This window comes from Ruegeria sp. AL12 (assembly GCF_056540885.1).
The window spans coordinates 1,462,567-1,483,653 of record NZ_JBQFXN010000001.1 but is presented as its reverse complement, the minus strand read 5'-3'; the positions used below and the strand labels follow the sequence as shown (position 1 = coordinate 1,483,653).

The 21,087-nt window shown below is 58.2% G+C and carries 16 protein-coding genes and 1 pseudogene; 10 read left to right on the top strand and 7 right to left on the bottom strand.

Going from position 1 to position 21,087, the window contains the following annotated elements:
• Positions 1 to 51: 51 nt before the first annotated feature.
• Both ACR0C6_RS07440 and ygfZ read right to left on the bottom strand, forming a co-directional pair.
• Positions 52 to 993: an ABC transporter transmembrane domain-containing protein gene (locus ACR0C6_RS07440; protein WP_171119462.1), complete on the bottom strand. Its 942-nt coding sequence runs from the start codon at positions 991 to 993 to the stop codon at positions 52 to 54.
• 113 nt (positions 994 to 1,106) lie between these two features.
• Complete coding sequence (gene ygfZ / locus ACR0C6_RS07435) at positions 1,107 to 1,844, bottom strand: CAF17-like 4Fe-4S cluster assembly/insertion protein YgfZ (protein WP_152457472.1); 738 nt, start codon at positions 1,842 to 1,844, stop codon at positions 1,107 to 1,109.
• Positions 1,845 to 1,917: 73 nt separating this feature from the next.
• Between ygfZ and ACR0C6_RS07430 the strand changes: the two genes are divergently transcribed.
• A complete protein-coding gene (locus ACR0C6_RS07430; RefSeq protein WP_480618755.1) occupies positions 1,918 to 2,592 on the top strand; it encodes a TIGR04283 family arsenosugar biosynthesis glycosyltransferase in 675 nt (224 codons plus the stop codon).
• A 7-nt stretch (positions 2,593 to 2,599) separates the two neighbouring features.
• Here the strand turns inward: ACR0C6_RS07430 and ACR0C6_RS07425 are convergent.
• Positions 2,600 to 3,355: pseudogene (locus tag ACR0C6_RS07425) on the bottom strand (hypothetical protein); the annotation flags it as partial.
• Positions 3,356 to 3,458: 103 nt separating this feature from the next.
• Between ACR0C6_RS07425 and ACR0C6_RS07420 the strand changes: the two are divergent.
• Both ACR0C6_RS07420 and ACR0C6_RS07415 read left to right on the top strand, forming a co-directional pair.
• On the top strand, positions 3,459 to 4,229 hold the full coding sequence (locus ACR0C6_RS07420) for an alpha/beta hydrolase (protein ID WP_480618754.1): 771 nt from the start codon (positions 3,459 to 3,461) through the stop codon (positions 4,227 to 4,229).
• A 98-nt stretch (positions 4,230 to 4,327) separates the two neighbouring features.
• Positions 4,328 to 5,167 (top strand): EamA family transporter, encoded by an 840-nt coding sequence (locus ACR0C6_RS07415; RefSeq protein WP_480618753.1) that lies wholly within the window; start codon positions 4,328 to 4,330, stop codon positions 5,165 to 5,167.
• 39 nt (positions 5,168 to 5,206) lie between these two features.
• Here the strand turns inward: ACR0C6_RS07415 and ACR0C6_RS07410 are convergent, their stop codons facing one another.
• The gene (locus tag ACR0C6_RS07410) at positions 5,207 to 5,554 is read right to left on the bottom strand and encodes a hypothetical protein (protein ID WP_480618752.1); all 348 of its coding nucleotides are present in this window, start codon (positions 5,552 to 5,554) and stop codon (positions 5,207 to 5,209) included.
• Between the two features lie 144 nt (positions 5,555 to 5,698).
• On the opposite strand from ACR0C6_RS07410, the gene ACR0C6_RS07405 reads away from it, so the two are divergent.
• Complete coding sequence (locus tag ACR0C6_RS07405) at positions 5,699 to 6,310, top strand: hypothetical protein (protein WP_480618751.1); 612 nt, start codon at positions 5,699 to 5,701, stop codon at positions 6,308 to 6,310.
• A gap of 83 nt (positions 6,311 to 6,393) precedes the next feature.
• Here the strand turns inward: ACR0C6_RS07405 and ACR0C6_RS07400 are convergent, their stop codons facing one another.
• From ACR0C6_RS07400 to parE, 3 genes are all read right to left on the bottom strand, one after another.
• Positions 6,394 to 7,362, bottom strand: coding sequence for a UDP-glucuronic acid decarboxylase family protein (locus ACR0C6_RS07400; protein ID WP_152457478.1), 969 nt, complete (start codon positions 7,360 to 7,362; stop codon positions 6,394 to 6,396).
• 281 nt (positions 7,363 to 7,643) lie between these two features.
• Positions 7,644 to 8,378, bottom strand: a complete 735-nt coding sequence (locus ACR0C6_RS07395; RefSeq protein WP_480618750.1) for a hypothetical protein — start codon at positions 8,376 to 8,378, stop codon at positions 7,644 to 7,646.
• A gap of 137 nt (positions 8,379 to 8,515) precedes the next feature.
• Positions 8,516 to 10,474: a DNA topoisomerase IV subunit B gene (gene parE, locus ACR0C6_RS07390; RefSeq protein WP_171231933.1), complete on the bottom strand. Its 1,959-nt coding sequence runs from the start codon at positions 10,472 to 10,474 to the stop codon at positions 8,516 to 8,518.
• Between the two features lie 434 nt (positions 10,475 to 10,908).
• Between parE and ACR0C6_RS07385 the strand changes: the two genes are divergently transcribed.
• From ACR0C6_RS07385 to ACR0C6_RS07360, 6 genes are read left to right on the top strand one after another with little or no spacing between them, the layout of a single operon-like run.
• The gene (locus ACR0C6_RS07385; protein ID WP_480444669.1) at positions 10,909 to 11,571 is read left to right on the top strand and encodes a hypothetical protein; all 663 of its coding nucleotides are present in this window, start codon (positions 10,909 to 10,911) and stop codon (positions 11,569 to 11,571) included.
• Between the two features lie 48 nt (positions 11,572 to 11,619).
• Positions 11,620 to 15,849: a PKD domain-containing protein gene (locus ACR0C6_RS07380; RefSeq protein WP_480618749.1), complete on the top strand. Its 4,230-nt coding sequence runs from the start codon at positions 11,620 to 11,622 to the stop codon at positions 15,847 to 15,849.
• Positions 15,850 to 15,865: 16 nt separating this feature from the next.
• Entirely contained in the window at positions 15,866 to 17,263 is a 1,398-nt protein-coding gene (locus ACR0C6_RS07375; RefSeq protein WP_171639774.1) for a S8 family peptidase, read from the top strand.
• A 30-nt stretch (positions 17,264 to 17,293) separates the two neighbouring features.
• Positions 17,294 to 17,749, top strand: coding sequence for a hypothetical protein (locus ACR0C6_RS07370; protein WP_152457484.1), 456 nt, complete (start codon positions 17,294 to 17,296; stop codon positions 17,747 to 17,749).
• A complete protein-coding gene (locus ACR0C6_RS07365) occupies positions 17,742 to 18,716 on the top strand; it encodes a polyprenyl synthetase family protein (protein WP_480444673.1) in 975 nt (324 codons plus the stop codon). The genes ACR0C6_RS07370 and ACR0C6_RS07365 overlap by 8 nt, the downstream gene beginning before the upstream one ends.
• Position 18,717: 1 nt before the next feature.
• Positions 18,718 to 20,940, top strand: a complete 2,223-nt coding sequence (locus ACR0C6_RS07360; protein ID WP_480618748.1) for a geranylgeranyl reductase family protein — start codon at positions 18,718 to 18,720, stop codon at positions 20,938 to 20,940.
• Positions 20,941 to 21,087 lie beyond the last annotated feature (147 nt).

Genomic DNA, 21,087 nt, shown 5'->3' with positions numbered 1-21,087 from the left:
TTCGTCACGTTACGTATCAGGCCGCGCAGGCACCCGCCGCGCGGTCTTTTCTTATGCGTTGGGTCGATAGCGATAGCGGGTTGGATCCGGGCCGAACAATTCCAGCATCAATTCGTATTTGATACGATTGGCGCTGACCTGACGATAGAATGCGATCAGAAAGGCAGTGGGTCCCTGAATGCGGCTGAGCCCACTGGTGGCGGCCACCACGGTGCCCACATCCGTTTTGCCGTGCAAGACCAGATATCCCCCCAGCATCAGGATGCCGACGGTGCCGGCCCCGTTGATCACGCTCAGCAGGAACTTTGCCGAAAGTTTCCACAGGAACATCCGCCGCCGCGTGTCGTAAATGTCATCGAACATGATGTTGATATCCCGCTCGACGGCTTCGATATCCTCGGTCGTCAGTCGGTCGGTGGCACCGCGCAGAATGCGAACCCGTTCCGCCACGAAAGTGTTCACTTTGCGCTGCGAGACCAGAACGATGATGATTTGCGGCACGATCATTGACAACGCAATCAGCCCCAGACCTGGTTGCGTGGACGAGATATAGCCGATGACGCTGATCAGCGTTCCAATCTGAACGACCGGATCCGAAAAGGCTCCACCGGCAAACTTGCCCAACTCTTCGGCTTCGGCCGAAATGGCGGTGGTCATGGTGCCTTTGCGCAGGCCTTCGTCTGAATCCTTCAGGTCGGTCGAACGCCAAAGCAGGCGTTGGCGGATCAGCCGGATCATGTCTTCGCCCAAGGTTCCGGCGCGATAGCCCAGTACCCATTTCAGGGCGAGGCTCAGCAGGATGACGGCCATCATGCCGATGCCCAGTTGGATCAGTTTTTCGGTCCCGACATCGTCGGATGTCAGGTGGTTGACGATGTCGCGCTGAAACTCAAGCGGCACGGCGGCAAGGCCCGCAATTGCGACGGACAGCATGATGAGGATGATCTGCCGCCCCGCACTGGCGCGCCAGATCGCGGAATAAAGTCGAAACATGCGGGTATCCGGTTCGTCCTGTTTGCCTGCACTTTGGCAGTGCAGGACAACGGGTTCAAACTTTTCGATACAAGCTGATGCGCGGGTCGTGCCGATTTGGCAACAAGCTGGGCTCAGTCCTCCAGGCGCACTGTGGCGTCTCCGGCCTGCATCTCAGGGCCTGCACGATCAAATCGCAGATACGCGATCCCGTTTCCGCCGGCCTGTGTGTACAATGTTCCGACAGGTTTGCCATTTGCACTGACCTCGGTCCCCACCGGGGCCGAGCCCTGGACAACGACGCGTCGCAGACCTTTGCGCAATTCGGTTTTGTGCTTCATGCGCGCGGTCACTTCCTGCCCGACATAACATCCTTTTTTGAAATCCACGCCATTCAGCGCTTCGAAGCCAGATTCCAGGATGTAACTGTCCGGGGTCAGTTCAATGCCTGACTCGGGAATGCAGTGCCGGACGCGCAGTGCATCCCAGTCGGTTCCATCATCGCCCTCGGGTTCGGGGGAGTAGTTGCGCCAGCCCATGTCCGGGTGGCGGGGATCGGGCAGGGCGGTTTCCGGCGCAGCCTTGGTGCCGCGTTGCAGGTTCAGATCGGTTCCCTCGATCGTCACATCCGCTCGCAGCTTGTACATCGTCAGACGTTTGACCAGATCATCCGCAAGGTGTTCGGCCACATCCAGAAGAACTCTGTCGTCATTTCGTTTCAGGAAGAAATCCGCCAGGTACTTTCCCTGCGGAGTAAGCAGAGCAGCGTAGACCAGCCCGTTGTCCAACCCCTTAATGTCGTTGGTAATCAGATCCTGCAAAAAGCTTTCGGTATCCGAGCCGGACAGGCGCAGAATGCGGCGGGTGGGCATGGCTTGGTCCTCGTCATTTCCTCAGACCTCGTGATATAGGAAGTCCCGATGCCAAGACCAGAGGTTATCAGACGTGCCCGCGCCTATTACCGTCGTAATCCCGACCCTCAACGCTGCCGACGCTTTGCCCGAATGTCTTGGGGCTTTGATGGAAGGGGTGCATGCCGGGTTGATCCGGGAATTGATCATCAGCGATGCCTGCTCAACCGATCACACGCCGGATATTGCGGAAGAGGCCGGTGCGACGGTCGTGACCGGCCCCCCATCCCGAGGCGGCCAGCTGCGCCGAGGGTGCGCGCAGGCCAAAGGGGATTGGCTGCTGATTCTTCATGCGGATACAGTGCTGCAAAAGGGGTGGAGCGAGACCGTCAGCGCCCACCTGCCTTCAGCCAAACCTGCTGCGTTTCAACTGGCGTTCCGCGCGCGCGGGATCGCGCCGGCCTGGGTGGCTGGCTGGGCCAATCTGCGCAGCAGGATGCTGGGATTGCCCTACGGAGATCAGGGATTGCTGGTTCCGCGTCACACCTATCAAGCGGCAGGCGGGTTTCCCGACCAGCCGTTGATGGAAGATGTGGCTTTGGTGCGCGCGTTGCCAAAGGTAACTGTTCTGAACACACGCGCCTTTACGAGTGCGGAGCGGTATGAGCGGGCGGGGTGGATTCGGCGCGGTTCTCGGAACCTGTGGACTCTTCTGCGTTACTTTCTTGGGGCTGACCCGCAAGCTTTGGCGCAGACGTATCGTCGCTGAGCGTGGTGCGCAGCTCGACCACGGATTTCCCCAGCCGAAACGGTGCCGCAAAACTGACAAGGCATAGGGCCACAATTTGCAGGACAAGAATATGAGCATTGTCCTGTAGGTATTCCCATTCTTCTTTCAGCTTCCCGACCTGCGCGATCAGGTCATCGTAGCTCTGCGCAAGTATCAGATAGTCGCCCGCAATCGCGGGAACCTTGCGACGCATGTTGTCAATGGCGGTCTGTGTGTTTTCGTCCAGTGATGTGAAGACTAGGAACTGGTCGATGTCAAAGGCATCGGCCTTGGCGGCCATGTCACGTATTTCGTCCTTTTCGTCCTTGGACTGACCCCCAATCAGGAAGTGAAGCCCCTGCAGGGGGGCCACTTCGTTCGTGACCGCGATGAACAGGGGCAGTTCCGAGTTGCTGGCGGTCGAAGCTGAAAGGAATTCAACCTTTTCGCATAAAACGGCGGTATCCGGATCATGGGCCGGATCACAGAACCGCAGGCGGAACCGGGCCGCATCCCTGTCAAATGCCAGCGTCGCGGCATAGGCCACGTCGATCTGTCGGTCCAGTCGCGAGCTGTCCGAGGTGTAAAGCCCGGCCAAAACAGCGACCAATGCCCCGATGCCACCCAGCACAACCCATACCAGATCAGCCAGTTTCCACGCCCGGTGCCCTGCCGGTTTGCGAAACAGAAAGGCAGTGCCGATTGAGCCGATGACAAAGAACAGGATCAGCAGCGGCAATTGATTGTCGGTCACAAAACTCATGCGTCCAATCTTAGGACCTGTGCTTCGACCTGCAACAGGGATCACGGGCAGTTGTAACGTCTTACCATATCCCCATACTGTAGGCAGCGCAGGGGGGACTTCGATGACCAAAGAAATCGTTCTTATCCACGGAGCATTTGCCGGACCTTGGTGCATGCAGGATTACGCGGCCTTCTTTCGGGACCGAGGTTGGACGGTTCACGTTCCTGCCCTGCGTTACCATGACGGTGATCCGAAAGCGGACCCCGACCCGGGTCTGACCGATATCAGTGTCATGGACTACACCAATGACATTGCCGATTTTGTACAGGGACTGGACCGCAAACCTGTCATTTTGGGGCATGCCATTGCTGGGGTAGTGGCGCAACAAGTGGCGTCTCGTGGTTTGGCCAGTGCCATCGTTCTGATCAATCCCAATGCGCCTTGGGGCACTTTGCCCGAAACCGATGATGAACGGGCTGTACCGCGCACCTTGATGGAAGGCGGTCCATTCTGGAAGCAGCCGATGCGGGTCGGGTTCGATTTGATGGCCCCATTCGCCTTGAACAAGATGAATGAGGCGCAGCAACACGCTGTATTCGATCAATTGGGCGCGGAAAGCGGGCGCGTGATGTTTGAAATGTTCTTTTGGATGTTCGATGACCATCATGCAATCAAGGTTGATTTCGACAAGGTTGACTGCCCGGTTCTGGTGGTCTCGGGTGCCGAAGACAGGGCTGTTAACCCCGATACCTGCCGCGCACTGGCAACGCGCTATGGGGATCGCGGAACCTTTTTGCTGGTCGAAGATCATGCGCATTTCCTGTTCATGGAGCCGGGTTGGGAAGGGCCGGCCTCGAAGATCGAGAAATGGCTGACAACCCAGGTGACCTGAAACGGGCTTGACAACGATCCACCCTTTGCAGACATGGCGCCAATTGAATGGGGCAGTTGACCCTTTTAGCGCGAAATCTCTGCGGGAAAGGTCCGGACATGACCCTGTTCGTTGTCCTTATTATTCTTTCGGCTGCTTTGCTGCACGCGGTGTGGAATGCAATCGTGAAGACAGCGGCGGATCGAACCACCATGCTGGGTTTGGTCGCTTTGGGTCAAGTGCTGCCTGCGGCGGTCATGGTGATGCTGCTGCCGCTGCCAAACCCTGAGAGCTTTGTTTACATCCTGCTCTCGACCGTTGTGCATTTCGGCTATTACTTCATGCTGGGAAAAGCCTATCAGCATGGCGATCTGAGCGTGGTCTACCCCATCGCCCGTGGAATTGTCCCGGCGCTGGTTTCGCTTTGGGCAATGGTCCTGGTCGGAGAAGTGCTGCCTTTTCAGGCCTGGACCGGTATCGCTCTGATTGCCGTGGGTATCCAACTGAGCAGTTGGAAAGCTCTGCGCTCGGGCGTTGGGCGCAGCGCACTGATGTTTGCGCTGGGCACCGGGTTCTGCATTTCGATCTATTCGGTCGTTGACGGGATCGGCGTTCGGCTGTCGGGTAACACGCTCAGCTATTGGGCGTGGGGTGCGTTTCTGCACCTGTTCATTGCCGGATTTGTCGGGGTGCGGAAACGTGCGACCCTGAAAGACCTGCCAGCCAAAGTGTGGATGATCGGCATTCTTGGCGGGCTGGTATCGATGACAGCTTATGGTCTGGTGCTGTACGCCAAGAATTTTGCACCGCTGGGCGCGGTTTCGGCGCTGCGGGAAACTTCGGTCATCTTTGCTGCACTGATCGGGTTCGTATTCCTCAAGGAAGGCAACTGGGCGCGACGGTTGGGAGCCGCGGTGCTCATGGCCGTGGGTGTCGCCCTGATCGGAATGGCGGTCTGATCCGGCTGAAAAGCCCTGGGCGACAGTGATATTTCTGGCTTAGCGGCCGACCTGAAACGTGCTTTGTGGCTTCCAGTGCATGGTGCCCTTGTCGCTGCTCACACATCGCAGCAGGCGTTCCTCGCGCGTGTTGATCGTGTCAGTCACGGTGTTGTCGCCAAAGATCACGATGAAGGAATCCGGGGAATAAGCCAGCCCCTTGTAATAGCAAAACCGTGTTTCCGCCCCGTCCGGGATCGGAGATGCCAGGCTAAGCGTCTGTTGCGCCGGGGCCTGGGTTGCCAGCATGGCAAAGGCCAGCCAATAGGTCAGTGTTTTCATGTCGTCCTCTCGTCCTGCAAATCTGTTGTCGATCAAAAAGGGTTTGGACGCCCGGACCTCAATCATGGTTTCTTGTTTCAGCAAGTTTGAACGAGATCAACGGGTTAGGCAACGAAAATCCTACACGCGCAGCGACAAGCCAAGGGGGCGATTTTTACGGTCGGTCACTTCTGTGGTAACATGGCCGCATTGTTTAAGGAGAATTGAGAGATGTTCAGACCCTCTGTGCAAGCGATTATGGACGTCATGTCCCAAAAGGGTTTTGTGGTTTTCGACACCCCAACTGTCGATTGGAACCTGAACATAGTGGGCATTCGCGCCCACCCGGTTTCACCCAAGAAATTCGATGATGTCATGACGGTGTTCCACCGGTTTCTTGGCGTTTGGGATATAGCGTATTACCCGATGACGGCCGATCCCAGCGATCATTACCTGAAGAACCCGATAAACCCGGATGGGACGGCCATTCTGGCGCCGGGGCAATATCGGTCCTGCTACAAAGTCGATATTCATAAACGAGGCCGTCCCGGAGGCCACAAGGCGCTGTGTCAAAGGCTGGGAAACGTTACCGTGTTTCGGGACAACAACAGGGATGGAAACCTGAACCTTGTTAATCCTCAAAGTGGGATGTTCGGCATAAATCTGCACAAGGGGCCAAACAACGGTGACGATGACACTGCGAATACGATCTATTCCGCCGGGTGTCAGGTATTCGCCGATCAGCGTCACTTTGCCGAGTTTCTGCTGAAATGCGAAGCCGGGCGCGACGCGTTTGGCAACAAGTTCACCTATACGCTGCTGGATCAGGCAGATTTCGAATAAGGCGATGCCTTGCGAAGGTTCTGCAAGCGCCGGGGCAGGACAGGGGCTGCGGCCGTGCCCGGATCTTAAACCGGGCCTTGGCCCTAGGTCTCGACTTCGGCCTGAAGGTCTCGGAAATACCGGATGGTTGCGTGCAGCCCTTCTTTCAGTTGCACTTTGGGTTCCCAGCCCAGCAGGGTCCGCGCCAATGTGATATCGGGCTGGCGCTGTTTCGGGTCATCCTCTGGCAACTCCTTGAAACTGACAGGGGTCTCGGCCCCCACAAGGGCCTGCACTTCGCGGGCAAGTTCGTTCATCGAAAATTCGTTGGGGTTGCCCAGATTGACAGGGCCGGTCACGTCCGCGCCGGTCTCCATCAGGCGGATGAACCCTTCGATCAGATCATCCACGTAACAGAAAGACCGGGTCTGCGTACCGTCGCCAAAGATCGTGATCGGCTCGCCGGTCAGGGCCTGCATGATAAAGTTCGACACGACGCGCCCATCTGCGGGGTGCATTCTGGGCCCGTAGGTGTTGAAGATGCGGGCGACCTTGATCTCCAGCCCCATCTGCCGGTGATAGTCGAAGAACAAGGTCTCGGCGCAGCGCTTGCCCTCGTCATAGCAAGATCGCGGACCAACCGGGTTGACGTTGCCCCAATAATCTTCGGTCTGCGGATGGATGGTCGGGTCGCCATAAACCTCGGAGGTCGAGGCTTGAAAGATCTTGCATTTCAGCCGCTTCGCCAGACCCAGCATGTTGATCGCGCCGTGTACGCTGGTCTTGGTCGTCTGCACCGGATCGTGCTGATAATGCACGGGTGAGGCCGGGCAGGCGAGGTTATAGATCTCGTCGACCTCCACAAACAGAGGGAAGGTCACATCATGGCGCATGAACTCGAACCGCGGGTTGTTGTGCAGATGGTCGATATTGCGCTTGGTGCCGGTGAACAGGTTGTCGACGCACAAAACCTCATGCCCCTGATCCAGAAGCCGGTCGCACAGATGCGAGCCCAGAAACCCGGCCCCACCGGTTACGAGAACACGTTTTCGACTGTCATAAAGGCGGGCCATTGCAAATCCTTAATCGTTAAATCCAAGCCAGCATGTCACGGGGAAGCCGGGTCTTGGTTTGATTTGTAAACCGAAGGCGTTTGAATTGCAGTAGGTTTTGGTTTTTTGAGGGCGCGTGTGGTGTTGGTGCGTCTTCCTATCCGGCCAAGCTTGATGCAAGGCATCAAGCACGCGCCTAACCCGCCCCCCAAGGCGGGCGCGAGGTTAGTTTTGAGGTAGAAGGGATGTTCACTCATTTCGTTACAGTTGACGTGATAGCACACGCGCCAATTTTACGATTGTCAACTTCCGCCAAATTGCTCGAAGTCCTGAAGCAATGCTTCCGCCAAGCCTGAGTTCAAGAATTTTTCTGGGTCTTTAAAGATTTGTCTGCCAACAAGTTGTTTTTGTTTTTCCGACACAGCACTCAAGATTTTTTGCGCCGATGACGCTCTATCTTTAAACAGACTCCATGTCGCAGAGTTCAACAAGGTGTCAGGAAGCGGAAACTCGCCCTCTGAACAGCGCACGAAGCTTTTCCCCAAAATCTGCTTGTCGTCGCGTATTTTGCCGAAGAAGATGATTGGACCTAGCTTAACGTAAGTGGCAAGAAAACTGCCACTTGGAGTGTAAATTGTGTCCCTTTCAACGGACCGTTTTACCCAAGTATTCCAGTTTGACGGCAAAGATGGGTCATTAAAGCCATCAAAATACCCAAGGTGGAGAAAGTATTGGCTATACTCTCCGGGATGCTTGGACGAGCCGGTAAGAAATTGTTTCCAGCTTCTCTCGGCTTTAAACAAAAGATCCAGCGAAGATGGATCATATTTGTTTTCGATTCCTCGATACAACTGAGATTGTACAGTTCGTAGGGCTAGAGAGCAGGCAAAGCGAGAAAGCCAAGAGCCATACTTTGCCGGTATTTCACCACTTCCAGTAGCAGCGTCAAACAGTCGCTTTTTAGCTTTTTGCTCCCACGTTGAAAGTGTTGTTTCGCATTCTGAGCAATACAGGTAGTGCCTATCGCCATCCTGCACCCTTTTATTTGGGTTAGCTCCGGCCCGTAAAAATGGAGTTCCACCGGTATTGATTAACCAACGAAAAACAAACTTGGGGATAACGTGGCTGCTATGAAGGTTCGCCTTCTGTCCACAAAGCCAACACGTTCCTACCCTCAAACATCCAACTCCTCCACGAACCGCGCGTTCTCCTGAATATACTGGAACCGCAGTTCGGGCTTCTTACCCATCAGACGCTCGACCAGATCGCCGGTTTCGCCGGGTTCGTCCTCGTCGATGGTGACCCGGATCAATTTCCGGGATTTGGGATCCATCGTGGTTTCTTTCAGGTCCTTGGCGTCCATCTCGCCCAGACCTTTGAAACGCGAAACGTCGATCTTGCCCTTGCCGCCCAGACCTTTCTCAAGCCACTCGTCGCGCTCGGCCTCGTCCAGACAATAGACGCGTTTGGCGCCTTGGGTCAGACGATACAGGGGCGGGCAGGCCAGGTACAGGTGGCCCGCGTCGATCATCGGGCGCATCTGGGTGAAGAAGAACGTCATCAGCAAGGACGCGATATGCGCCCCGTCCACATCCGCGTCGGTCATGATGATGACCTTGTCGTAGCGTAGATCGTCGAGGTTGAACTTGCTGCCCAGCCCCACGCCCAGCGCCTGCGTCAGGTCGTTGATCTCGGCATTGGTGCCCAGTTTCGAACTGGCCGCGCCCAGCACGTTCAGGATCTTACCGCGCAAGGGCAGCAGGGCCTGCGTTTTGCGGTCGCGCCCCATTTTGGCCGAGCCGCCCGCCGAGTCGCCCTCGACGATGAATAGTTCGGTGCCTTCGCGTGTTGAACTGGAACAGTCCACCAGCTTGCCGGGAAGACGAAGTTTTTTAGTGGCGGACTTGCGTTGTGTTTCCTTCTCGGCCCGTCGGCGCAGGCGTTCTTCGGCGCGCAGGATCAGGAAGTCGAGGATCGCGCCGGCGGATTTCGTATCGGCGGCCAGCCAGTTGTCGAAATGGTCGCGCACCGCGTTTTCCACCAGCCGCTGCGCCTCGACCGTGGCAAGGCGGTCTTTGGTCTGGCCGACGAATTCCGGTTCGCGGATGAAGCACGAGACCAGTGCGCAGCCCCCGGCAATCAGGTCTTCCCGCGTGATCTGGGCGGCTTTCTTGTTGTTGATCAACTCGCCATAAGCCTTGATCCCCTTGAGGATCGCGGCCCAGAACCCGGCCACATGGGTGCCCCCTTCGGGCGTGGGGACGGTGTTGCAGTAGGATTGGATGAACCCATCGCGCGAGGGCGTCCAGTTGATCGCCCATTCGACCTTGCCGGGGGTTCCGAATTTCTCCTGAAAATCGACGGTTCCGGCAAAGGGCTGCTCGGCATAGGTCGACGAGCCATTCATCGTCTCTTTCAGGTAGTCCGACAGCCCGCCCGGGAAGTGGAAGGTGGCCTCAGTGGGCGTCTCGCCGTCATCGATGGCGGATTTCCAGCGGATTTCGACGCCCGAAAACAGGTAGGCCTTGGACCGGATGGATTTGAACAGGCGGGCGGGTTTGAACCGGTGGTGGCCAAAGATCTGGTCGTCAGCGTGGAAGGTGACTGTGGTGCCGCGCCGGTTGGGGGCGGCGCCGACCTTTTCCACTGGGCCCAACGGGACACCGCGCGAGAAACGTTGTTCATAAAGTTGCTTGTCGCGGGCCACCTGAACGACCATCGAATCCGAAAGCGCATTCACCACCGAGGCGCCCACGCCGTGCAGACCACCCGAGGTCTGATACGCTTTGCCCGAGAATTTGCCACCCGCGTGCAACGTGCACAGGATCACCTCGAGCGCGGATTTGTCCGGGAACTTGGGGTGCGGATCGATCGGAATGCCGCGCCCGTTGTCGCGCACGGTCAGGGCGTAATCGGCGTGAAGTTCCACCTCGATCCGGTTGGCATGGCCTGCCACTGCCTCGTCCATCGAGTTGTCGAGGATCTCGGCCACCATATGGTGCAAAGCGCGTTCATCCGTGCCGCCGATATACATGCCGGGTCGCTTGCGGACCGGTTCCAGACCTTCCAGCACCTCGATCGAGGAGGCGTCATAGGTAGTGGTCGCTTCTGGCGTCAACAGATCGTCGGGCATGGGTGCTGCTCTTGTTTTTGAGTTTCCCCCATTATGGCAGGTGATGTGGTCCGGGGGAAGAGGGGCGCGAGGTGTTGTGGAGGGATTGAAGGCGCGGGACCACGGGAGGTTTGCACAATGTGGCGGCGTCACGATTGACGGTTTTGCTTGAAACCACCACCCCCGGCCGTGGCGCGGGAAGGTCCCGCACTGCCGTTGTCGATAGATGGTCAGGGCCTGTATTCCGGGCTGCATTTCTCGCGACAAACCCGTCCGATATAACCAGCGACGCGACAAATAACGTTTCGCGATCGGGTTGAAGTCAGCCTTGCTGCGTCTCCGGCTCATTGACGGAATCGCTTTAAAAATATATCGTGAAGTAAGACTCCCAAAGTATCTATCTATCAGTTCCAAGCGTTCAAGAGTTACGTTTATTTCGTAATTGGAAGGCTGCTATGGCTACGTTTCAGGACGTTCAAGCAGCAGTGCATGATATTGCTGCCCGTTTGAATGTCACCCCAGAGCTTGCTCGTGCTGCGCTGATTAACCCCGTGTTGGCGCTTGAGGAGCTTGGGCTCGAATTGGACCTGTCTGGCCGACTTGAGCTGGAGGACAGAGCGCGGTTTTCCAAGAAACAGATCGTTGAACGCAAAAGTTTGCGGAAAAAGATCTTCGCCGCGTCCGGGCATGAATTTGACCCAGGGCAGGAAAACGATCTTGCTGTGGTACTTTTCGACGAGTTGAAGCTGGTCGATGATATTTCGAAACGCCCTGACCTGTCTCCCTTGTCCTTGCCGATGCGAAAAGTGCGCTACTCCACCTCCAAAGTGAAGGTGGCCAGGGTCAAGGCATCGGAAATCGCGCGCCGGTTTCCCGGCAAAGCCAAGGGCAAATCCGTCGCCGGGATCGATCCAAGTTTGACTGAGCCCGCGAAGATTCCCGATCCGCTGGAAGCACTGGGCAAGGCGCACAAAATCATCTCTCCGTTGCTTGCCTACCGGCAACTTGATGCATCGACACCGCGTTTTGCGACCGAGGCGCTGTATCGTGCCGTGCGAACCGGGAAACGTAGGCTGGTCAATATCACGCCCCGCGCCGTTTTTACCGGCACTGCTTGAAGACACCCGGGCGCGATTCCCTCGCGCCGTCACACCGAGGACGTCAGGATGGCAAATACAAGAGGATATCAAGTTGTCGTCGAAGCCTCGGAAGAGGTCCTGCGAAAGGTCATTCGGGGGGCGTGGAAGTCCGCGGAATGCGACGATGATCCCGGCGATGAAGGCCGCATTCCCGAATTCATGGATGTTCCCGCAGGTGAAACCTTTGGCGGTTTTGTTGTAGCTGACGGGTCGGTTCAGATTCCCGAAGACCAGTTGGACGCCAGCTTGCGCCCGGACATCACCGGTGCCGAAATTCAACTTGGTGTCCTGATCCAGATCGAAATCGAAAACCCCCCGGTTCCATCGGCGCAAATGCTGACGATGACGGCCGATCTTGCTGCGGCTGCGCCGATTGGTCTAATTCCCGGGCGTCAGGATGTGGGATGGCTGTTGGATGGCCTGCCTCGCAACCAGGTATCCGCCACGCTGACCAGCGGCGATCCGATTGCGTCCAATATCGAGTTGTTCGCAAGTGAATTCGTGGACAAAGCCTATGAGAACGGTGGACCCGGCGGACCGATCGATCCGGCCTTTCCCTCCATCCCCCATGTCATCGATGAGACCGAGCTGCAATTTGCCTTGGGAGCGTTGACGACTGATGTCCATGCGGAAATCTTCAACGACGCCTCGGACGCGGCGCACGATATTGAAACCACCGTGTCAGGCGGTGACATAACAATTTCGTTGCCGGTCTATCTGCGTATGTTCAACATTGTCGTTGGGCCGACGGTGCAGCTTTTTTTCAATCCGCAGGACCCCATGGGGATCGAAACGCGGATCAACATCACGGCACCTTTCAGTCGGGTCGGTTCGGAATTCCGAACGGATTTGATCGCGGCCACCGTTACCGTGGACGCGATCACCCCCGCCGGTCCGGAATATGGGCCAGAGGGTGACAATTACATCGACAACCGTGATCAACTGGCGGCGATCCCGTTGGTCGCGATTGACCTCGACGCCCAGATTTCCAGCGAACTGGTGTCGCGGGGGCAGGAATTGGCCAGTGGGCTGGGCGAGATTTCAATTGCGGCCCCGACAGTGGCCGAGATCGAAGAATTCATCGGCGACTTTTTTCATCAGGATCTTGAGGCCCGCGATTTCGTTTACATCTGGGGACCAGAGGCAACGGACGAAGAGTTTGAAGTCGACAGCATCACCGTCGGCGTGACAAACGAGTTTCTGGCGATCGCCTTGAACGATGATGGCGGCGGTGACGTAGGCGGGCTTGCCAATTTCATTCCTGCTGACAGGGATTTTGCAATTGCCATCAGCGCGGCCCAGGTCGAAGCATCGATTGAAACGGCGCGCATCGAAGCCGAATTGTCGGATGATGACCTTCCGAAGACCTTTACACCTGACGGGCGCGAAGTCCGGCTGACCGATCTGGACGTGAGCCTCAGGGCGGGGGCGATCAGAATATCGGGCAAGGTGACGGTCGTAGACGCGATCCTGGGCAGTATTGATGTGGATGCCGACTTTTTCAATGATGTCGGATTGCGCTGGCAGCCGAACGGTTCGTTGGGCCCAACCGGTGGACAGCAAATGGATCACTTTGAAATCGACAGCGATGTCGATCCCGAAGAATCCGTGTTGCTTTGGGTGCTGACGGCAATCGCCGCGATATTGTCATTCGGCGCTTTCGGAATTCTGGGCGCATTGGTCGTTGTGATCGTGGCCCTTGTCGTCCGGGGAATTGCCGAAAGCATGGGCAGTGAAATCCTGTCAGACGAAGTTACGAATACGGTCACGGGTATCACCGGCTGGCCGGAGAACCTTGCCAGGATCGGGCGGGTCGAAGCGGTATTCTCGGACCCGATCGTGATTGATACCGACGGTCTTGAAATTGCCGGAGATTTCACGGTTATAAGCAGTTGCGAAGCCACGGATGTCGTCCCGGCGGATTCGGGCGGGGCACGGTCGGGTGCGGCCGCATCGGCCATGTCGCTTGCGGCTGCGAATGAACATCCTGACGCGGGGTACGAGTGGTTGCCGGGTGACGGAACACCGGCCGCGGTCTTGCCCTCGATTCAGCATGTCTATGCTGCAAGTGGTGTCTACACCGCAAAACATGCGCTGACGATCAACCAGCCGGGTGGCGCGCGCAGTCGCAGTTTCTCGCTTGTTACCGTCGAAAATGTGCCGCCGACAGTGGATGCCGGCCCTGATCTGACGGTGCAGGAGGGTGAAGAGGTCACTCTGGTCGCACGGTTCCGAGATGTCGAATACCCCGACACCCACGAGTCCATGTGGTATTTCGGTGATCACCACGCGCCCAAACCCGGCGTGATTTCTGAAACCAATGCTCCTCCTGCGGCGACAGGCACGTCGACCGTGACCCATGCCTGGTGCGACAATGGCGAATACACCGTCACGGTGCGTATTCGCGACGTCAACGGCGGCGAGGCCATCGACACCTTGCGTGTCACCGTCACCAATGTTCCGCCCGAGGTCGAAGCTGGCCCGGACCTTTATGCTTATGTCTGCACACCGATTACGCTTGTCGCCGATTTCCGGGATCCCGGCTGGTGCGACACGCATACGGCCAAGTGGGATTTCGGCGATTGCAGTGAACCCCGCACCGCCCTGATCGAGGAAACGAACGAACCACCGGCAGCCGAAGGCACGGCGACCGCCTCGCATATCTATGAAAAGTGTGGTGACTTCCGGGCCATCTGTACCGTCATGGATGACGATGGCGCCTTTGGTCAGGACGACCTGACCGTCCGGGTCGTGCATTTGCTGAACCCCGGTTTCGAAGATGGTTTCCGTTCGCTTCCAGCGGGCAATGTCGGTCGGTTCTGGACACCCTATGCATGGCTGACCGACTTGGCAGCCTTTCACGCCGGAAAGGGAAATCCCGTTCCGCAATTGGCCCCGATCCCCGCCGATGCCTTTGACTGCGAAGGTTGCATCGTCCGGACCGGGGACAGGTCCCAGCGGGTCATCGCGCAGCGCGGCCTTCGTGTCGGGCTGTGGCAATCGCTGGGCTCAAACCCGGGATGGGATTATGAGTTCTCGTGTTGGTTCGCGAAGGAGGCTGGCAACGCAGGCGGCTATGCTTTGGGGTTGGACCCGCGCGGTGGTGATGATCCGCGGGCGCCCTGGGTGGAATGGTGGACAGGCGATCTGGACGGTGCCTGGCGGCAATTGCGGGGCCGCGTGACAGCGGAAGCCGAAGCCGTGACAGTATTTCTGGAGTTCAGCGGAGATGATCCGCGCAACGATGCGCTTGGCTATGTTGATGATTGCGCTTTCATCGCGATTCAGCCGCATTGTCCGGAGCAGCCGAAGCCCGATCCGGAAATTCCCCCGCGTGAACGTTGCATTGATTTTCGCGACCAGAAACTGCCTTCCCGCCATCCGGTATTGAACGTCGGCGGTGTGCGGTTCCTGCCGACGAAGGGCAGCGTTCTTCAGATCATTGGCGGGTTCCAGCCGCAAGGCACACCCAAACTGTTGCTTTCCATCGCCGGTGTCTTTGCCCATCTGCCGGTCGTTGCTGACTGGGCCCGCCTCAAGTTGAGCTTTGCTGGCGGAAAGCCCATAACGATCATCGCGCTTGATGCGGCGGGCAATGTCCTGACGACCCAGACAGGAACGCAGCAGCAGGGGGTACAGGTCATCGAGGTTCAGGCGAGCGGTATGGCGACCCTCGCAATGCGTGCGCAGGAAGCAGCGTTGATCGAGCTGTGTTTCCGGCCGGAACACCCGCGCAGTACGCCTTCGGCAGAGCCTGAACCGGGGCCCGGCATTGTCGTGAACCCGCGCTTCGACCGTGCCGTCGCACCGGCCATGTTCAGTGCAGAGACGACCACGGAGGACAGAACCTTGACCGAAACCAACAGCCCCCATCCGTTCGGCCTGTCCGAGGCGGCTTGGGGCAAGCTGGACACGCAGCTGCAATCGGAATTGGCGAAGGCCGCAACAGACGGCGATGATGGGAACTCGGTGCAGGTCATATTGCGCTTGGCGCCAGGCACCGAAGGCAATGCGCCCTCTTTCCGGCGCGCCGAAACGAAGGCACGCGAAGATTATTTCCGCCGACGCACACGGCCCCTGGTCGGTACCCTGGAAAACCTGGGCGGTGACGGGATTGCCGAACTGTGGCTGATAGACAGTGTTGCCGTTGAACTTTCGCCCGGGGCCATCGCGACAATGGCCAACGATCCTTCCGTGGTGATGATCACCCATTCCACTAAACGTCAGGCCATTCCTGAAAACCCCACAAGACCATGATCTAAAGGAGCACGAAATGTCCGAGTTAAGCCGGGAACACGTTGATCGCTTCGAAAGAGCGGAACGTCGTGAAATCGAGAAGCTTCGTGCCGAGTTTGGCAGCGAGTCCATTTCGAAGATGGACAGCATTATCTTGCGCGACCTCTTGGCCAACCGAAAAGAGGCGCGCCTGAACGCCCTGCTTGGTCAAACGGAAACCGCCCAGCTCCCCCGGCATCGCGTGCTGGTCTCGCTGCGCAGCGGCAGGGCATCGCCGGATCGCCCGCCCCGTGCGTTCGACCGGCGCCAGCGCCGCCGTTCGATCATGCAACACCGACGCCATGGTGAAGACGTGGTGGGCAAAATCGCCAAAAGCTTTGAAGAGCGGGGGATTGAGGTCGAACGGTCGTTTTGGCTGACTCACAGTTTGGTTGTCCTTGCCGATGACCAGCGCCTTACGGATATCGCGGGGCGCGCCGATGTCCTAAAGATGGCTCATTGCAAAAACCAGATCCTGATCGACCTGGACAACAGTCGTCCGCTGATCAATGCCGATGTCGTGGAAGCCAGCGGGATCAACGGTGCCGAAGTGGATGTTGCCGTTCTGGATACGGGCGTGGACCAGACACATCCCGAACTTGCCGGAAATTTCGGCACCCAACAGGATTTTACCGGCGAGGGCTTAGGCGACCTGAACGGGCACGGTACGCATTGTGCGGGTGTTGTCGCCAGCAATGGCGCGACGTTCCGTGGTGTCGCCACGGGGGCGGTGATCCACGACTACAAGCTGCTGGATCAGTTTGGCAGCGGGAACGCTCCCAACTGCGTTGCGGCAATCCAACAGGCCGTCGCGGACGGGATGGATGTTCTTTCCAATTCCTGGGGCTTTTCCCACAGAAACGGCAATTGGGTCGATCCGGACGGAACATGCGTTTTATGTGTCGCCGCTGATGCGGCTTCGACCGCCGGGGTGACCTTTGTGGTGGCCGCGGGCAACGAGGGAAATGACAGTTGCGGCACCTATGACACACGCATTCGCTGTCCGGGTATTGCGCAGAGCGTGATTACCGTCGGCGCAAGCGATGACAGCGACAACATGGCCGGTTTCTCCAGTCCTGGACCAACGCCGGATGGACGCGACAAACCGGATGTCACCGCCCCCGGCGTGGATATCGTGGCATCGCGATCGGCGACCGGCAATGATATGAATGGCGGCGCGACGGTGATAGATCCGCTTCATCTCGAGGCCAGCGGCACCTCGATGGCCTGTCCTCATGTCGCCGGGGTCGCGGCGCTGATGTTGCAGCGAAACCCGACACTTCTGCCGGCTGACATCAAGGCAGTTCTCATGGCCACCGCCGTCGATATCGGCGCACCGACCACGCAGCAGGGCGCCGGGCGTGTGGATGCTCGGGCGGCGGTCGGCTCGGTTTGATTTGGATATTTTGGAACGGAGGATACGAACGTGGCAGACTATGAACAGCGGATGCAGCCGGAAGAGGGTGCAAAGGCAGTCGAAAAACTGGCCGAAGATGCTTTGGCGGGTTTCAAGGCGGACGCCAAGAAGGAATATGCTGAACTGGTCAAGCAGTACGAGGGCGCCAGTGCAACGGTTGGTGTTTTTGGTATGGGGTCGGTCGAAGTTTCGGTGATGAGCGGTGAAGTTCTCATCAACCCGAGCCAAAAGCGCAAAGGGAAAGGCCGGGGCGTCGGCGCGATTTCACCGGAAGCACTTGTGGCCATATCCGAAGGCAGGATGACCGTAATGGACGCTTTCCACCGTGGTGAGATTGTCGTTCGCGCCGAGTCCGCAGCATTGCACGAGGGCTACGACAGTTTCATCAGGAACTCCGAAGCGGCGCTCAGGTCGAAGCGTTTGCAGAAGACGCTGGCGCAGTTCCGCAAGATTGCGGATGTCTGACTGGTTGCAAGACGAACAGGTCCGGGCCACGATACCCCAGGTTGAAGCATCCATGTTGGATGCCGTCGCCTCGGACCAGCCGGGATTCGAAGAGATAGCCCACTGGCTTATCGGGGCTGGCGGGAAACGGTTGCGGCCAATTCTTCTGCTGCTTACCGCGCGAAGCCTCACCGACACAGAAGGCCGCAACCGCGCAATTCAGGCGGCGGCGGCTGTCGAAATGATCCATGTGGCGTCGCTCTATCATGACGACGTCATGGACCGGGCCGAACTTCGGCGTGGAGCGGAAAGCGTGAACCGTCGCTGGTCTTCGCCCATCGCCAGCTTCGCCGGAACATTCATTCTGGCCCGTGCAATAAACCTGTTGGAGTCCATCAGCCCAAAGGCCTCTGAGCTGGCTGGCAAACACTGCGCTGCGCTGTGTCTGGGGCAGTTGCGCGAAGCCGAAAACGCCTACAACGCCGATTGGACCATTGAAGAGCATCTTGAAATGCTCGAGGACAAGACGGCCGAGCTGTTTGTTCTCGCCGCATCGTTGGGGGCGATGTTGGCGGACGTAAGTGATCAGGATCGAGACGCACTGATCACCTATTCAAAGTGCCTGGGCCTTGCGTTTCAACTGCGCGACGATGTTCTGGACTACATTGCAAGCAGCGCGGAACTTGGAAAGGGGTCCGCCTCTGATCTGCGCGAAGGGGCCTATACGATGCCGGTGCTCCTGTGCCTGGGTCAGAACGGTCAGGCCGCCGATGAATTGCGAGCCAGGTTGAGGCTGGCTGAAATGCAGGATGCGGATATTTCGCGCGCTGTAGAGATCATTCGCAATTCGGGCGCGGTGGAAGCCACGGAACAGTTGGCGCGGGACAAATCCGAAGCGGCCGTACAGGTCATCTCGGGGCTGGATGATCATGTGCTGCGCGCCTCGCTGGCAAACCTCGCCCGGCTTTCGGTCGAAAGGAGGGCCTGACATGGACGGTTACGGCCCTTTTGCCGAGGATCTGCCGCTTGCGACACCTGCGGAGGCCGCGGCCGAGACATGGGACGCCATCATTGTCGGTGCGGGGCCCGGCGGCAGCGCTGCCGCCATCGAGCTGACGCGGAGAGGTCGAAAGGTCATTCTGATCGACCGTGAGGATTTCCCTCGGGACAAAAGCTGTGGAGACGGGATCACCCGGTCCGGTATCTCTCAGCTGAAACGTCTCGGTATTCTACCTGCGCTTACAGATCAGCAGGAGGTCGAAGGTGTGCGTGTCCATATGCGCAACAGGGGCCACCGGGATTTTCGATACGAGGGAGAAGACGACTATGGGCTGGTTGTACCCCGTTTGATACTGGATGACTGTCTTTTGCGTCAAGCCCGCGCGGAAGGAGCGGCTTTCTTGCCGAAATGCCGCGCCGACGATCTGGTAACGGATGAAAGCGGGACTGTCACAGGTGTCACCGCTCGGATGCAGGATGGCACGACGGTGGTTCTGACCGGGTACATGGTCATCGCCGCGGACGGGGCCGCGTCTCGATTGGCGAAAGCGGCGGGATTGCGGGAAACACCGGAACAAGGCTATGGCACCGCGCTTCGCGGTTATGTCGATGGCTGCGGAGACACTCCGCCACTGCTGGAAATAATGCTGCCGTTGACTGATGTTACAGACCGGTATTTGTTGCCGTCCTATGGCTGGGCGTTCCCAACGGGGAAGGGAACTGCAAATGTCGGTGTCGGGCTGTTTTGCAGGGCGTTTGACACCAACGTCAGGACATTGTTCGATCAATTTCTGGACGTGCTCCGCAAGGATTATCCGGAATATTCGGGCATTCAGTTGTCCGGCACGACCTTGGGGGCACCGCTGAGGTTCGATTTCGCACCGGAACGCGCCGCCCATTCGGGTCTGTTGCTGGTTGGGGACGCCGCCGGTCTTATCAGCCCGTTTACAGGCGAAGGAATCAGCTTTGCGCTGGAATCCGGTGCGCTTGCGGCGCAAACCACTGATCGATGTCTCCGCACAGGGGCAGGCCCCTGGGTGGCGGCAGACGACTATGCGCTTTTGTTGGGGGATCGCTTTGCCGGTTACTTCACGCTCGGGAACCGCGCAAGCCGCCGATACGAGTTCATCTGGCGCGTGTTGGACGATACGTTTGAAAGCGACAAGCCGGTCCACAACATGCTGCGCCGCGCCGTTTTGGTGCCTGAAGGCACTGGCGGTGATGTGGAAAGCGCCATGTTGGATGACGTATCGCCCCTTGTGCGAGTGCCCGAGATGCCGCTTGGGGACGACCTGCGCGATGTGGGTGCGCGCCTCAATCACATCGTACGCACCGATTGGCCGTTTCTGACGCGCATGTCCTTCGCGGGCAAGCGGGCTGACATGGTTGCGTTTCGACCTTCGCTGTTGCTTTTGCTGACGTCCTATCTGGGTGATGTTGAGGCAAAACGGCGTCGTGCCGCGGCCACGGCGCTGGAGCTTGCGTATCTGGGGTTTCTTGCCCAAAGCGGCATTCGAGGGATCGAGGGGGCGGCAGCAACAGCCGACGCCACGGCGAACTGGGGTGACAAGCTTGGGATACTCACAGGTGATTACCTTTTGGCGAAGGCGCACGAAGTCGGCGCACGGGACTGCCCGGATCTGATGCCATCAATCCTGAGTGCCATGGCCTCGGCCTGTGAAGGCCGAGTGTCCGAGCTTCGGACTGCATGGCAACCGGATATGGCTGTCGAAAAGCGCATCGCGCAGATGCGGCAATGCATGGCTGCATTCTTCCGACTGCCTTGCGAACTCGGTGCGATGCTTGCCGAACAAAACGATCTGTCAGGTGCCCTTCGCGACTATGGCAAGAATCTTGGCCTGGCTTACCTGCTGACCGAGGATGAACTTGCCCTGGACCGCCCCCCGGGCAGCACCCCATTTGCGTCAGACCTCTCGAGCGGCCTGTTCAGCGTGCCTGTTCTCGAGGCAGCCCAGCGGCAAACGGGGGGCGCAGCGGCCCGTGCTTTCCTCAGTCACCGCGACCCTGCGCGGTTTTTGGCAGAACTTTCTCCGGCCACGCGCCATATCAAGAGGCAGAAATTGCCTGAAGAATACCGCGATCAGGCAATAGCGGCGCTAAGCCCCTTGCCACGGGGCGGCGTGGCAAAATCGCTTTCGGCGCTTGCAGGTTACGCGGTAAGTCGACAGGTCCCAAAACGCCGCGTGCTGTAAAAGTGCGATCCAGGTTCCGAGGTGTCCCGCTGTCGTTCAAAAGCGCAGTGATCCACGTTGCCTTTCCCCATGCGCCGGGTGCTTCATTCAGGGGCAGGGGGTATGTGTGGACAGCCCATGTTTCGGACGGAGGGTTCAGGTTCCAAC

What these genes read in the sequence shown, in the direction of transcription:
- ACR0C6_RS07440 (WP_171119462.1), bottom strand. Translation starts at nt 993, where the DNA reads ATGTTTCGACTTTATTCCGCGATCTGGCGCGCCAGTGCGGGGCGGCAG.
- ygfZ (WP_152457472.1), bottom strand. Translation starts at nt 1,844, where the DNA reads ATGCCCACCCGCCGCATTCTGCGCCTGTCCGGCTCGGATACCGAAAGC.
- ACR0C6_RS07420 (WP_480618754.1), top strand. Translation starts at nt 3,459, where the DNA reads ATGACCAAAGAAATCGTTCTTATCCACGGAGCATTTGCCGGACCTTGG.
- ACR0C6_RS07415 (WP_480618753.1), top strand. Translation starts at nt 4,328, where the DNA reads ATGACCCTGTTCGTTGTCCTTATTATTCTTTCGGCTGCTTTGCTGCAC.
- ACR0C6_RS07410 (WP_480618752.1), bottom strand. Translation starts at nt 5,554, where the DNA reads ATGATTGAGGTCCGGGCGTCCAAACCCTTTTTGATCGACAACAGATTT.
- ACR0C6_RS07405 (WP_480618751.1), top strand. Translation starts at nt 5,699, where the DNA reads ATGTTCAGACCCTCTGTGCAAGCGATTATGGACGTCATGTCCCAAAAG.
- ACR0C6_RS07400 (WP_152457478.1), bottom strand. Translation starts at nt 7,362, where the DNA reads ATGGCCCGCCTTTATGACAGTCGAAAACGTGTTCTCGTAACCGGTGGG.
- parE (WP_171231933.1), bottom strand. Translation starts at nt 10,474, where the DNA reads ATGCCCGACGATCTGTTGACGCCAGAAGCGACCACTACCTATGACGCC.
- ACR0C6_RS07385 (WP_480444669.1), top strand. Translation starts at nt 10,909, where the DNA reads ATGGCTACGTTTCAGGACGTTCAAGCAGCAGTGCATGATATTGCTGCC.
- ACR0C6_RS07380 (WP_480618749.1), top strand. Translation starts at nt 11,620, where the DNA reads ATGGCAAATACAAGAGGATATCAAGTTGTCGTCGAAGCCTCGGAAGAG.
- ACR0C6_RS07375 (WP_171639774.1), top strand. Translation starts at nt 15,866, where the DNA reads ATGTCCGAGTTAAGCCGGGAACACGTTGATCGCTTCGAAAGAGCGGAA.
- ACR0C6_RS07365 (WP_480444673.1), top strand. Translation starts at nt 17,742, where the DNA reads ATGTCTGACTGGTTGCAAGACGAACAGGTCCGGGCCACGATACCCCAG.
- ACR0C6_RS07360 (WP_480618748.1), top strand. Translation starts at nt 18,718, where the DNA reads ATGGACGGTTACGGCCCTTTTGCCGAGGATCTGCCGCTTGCGACACCT.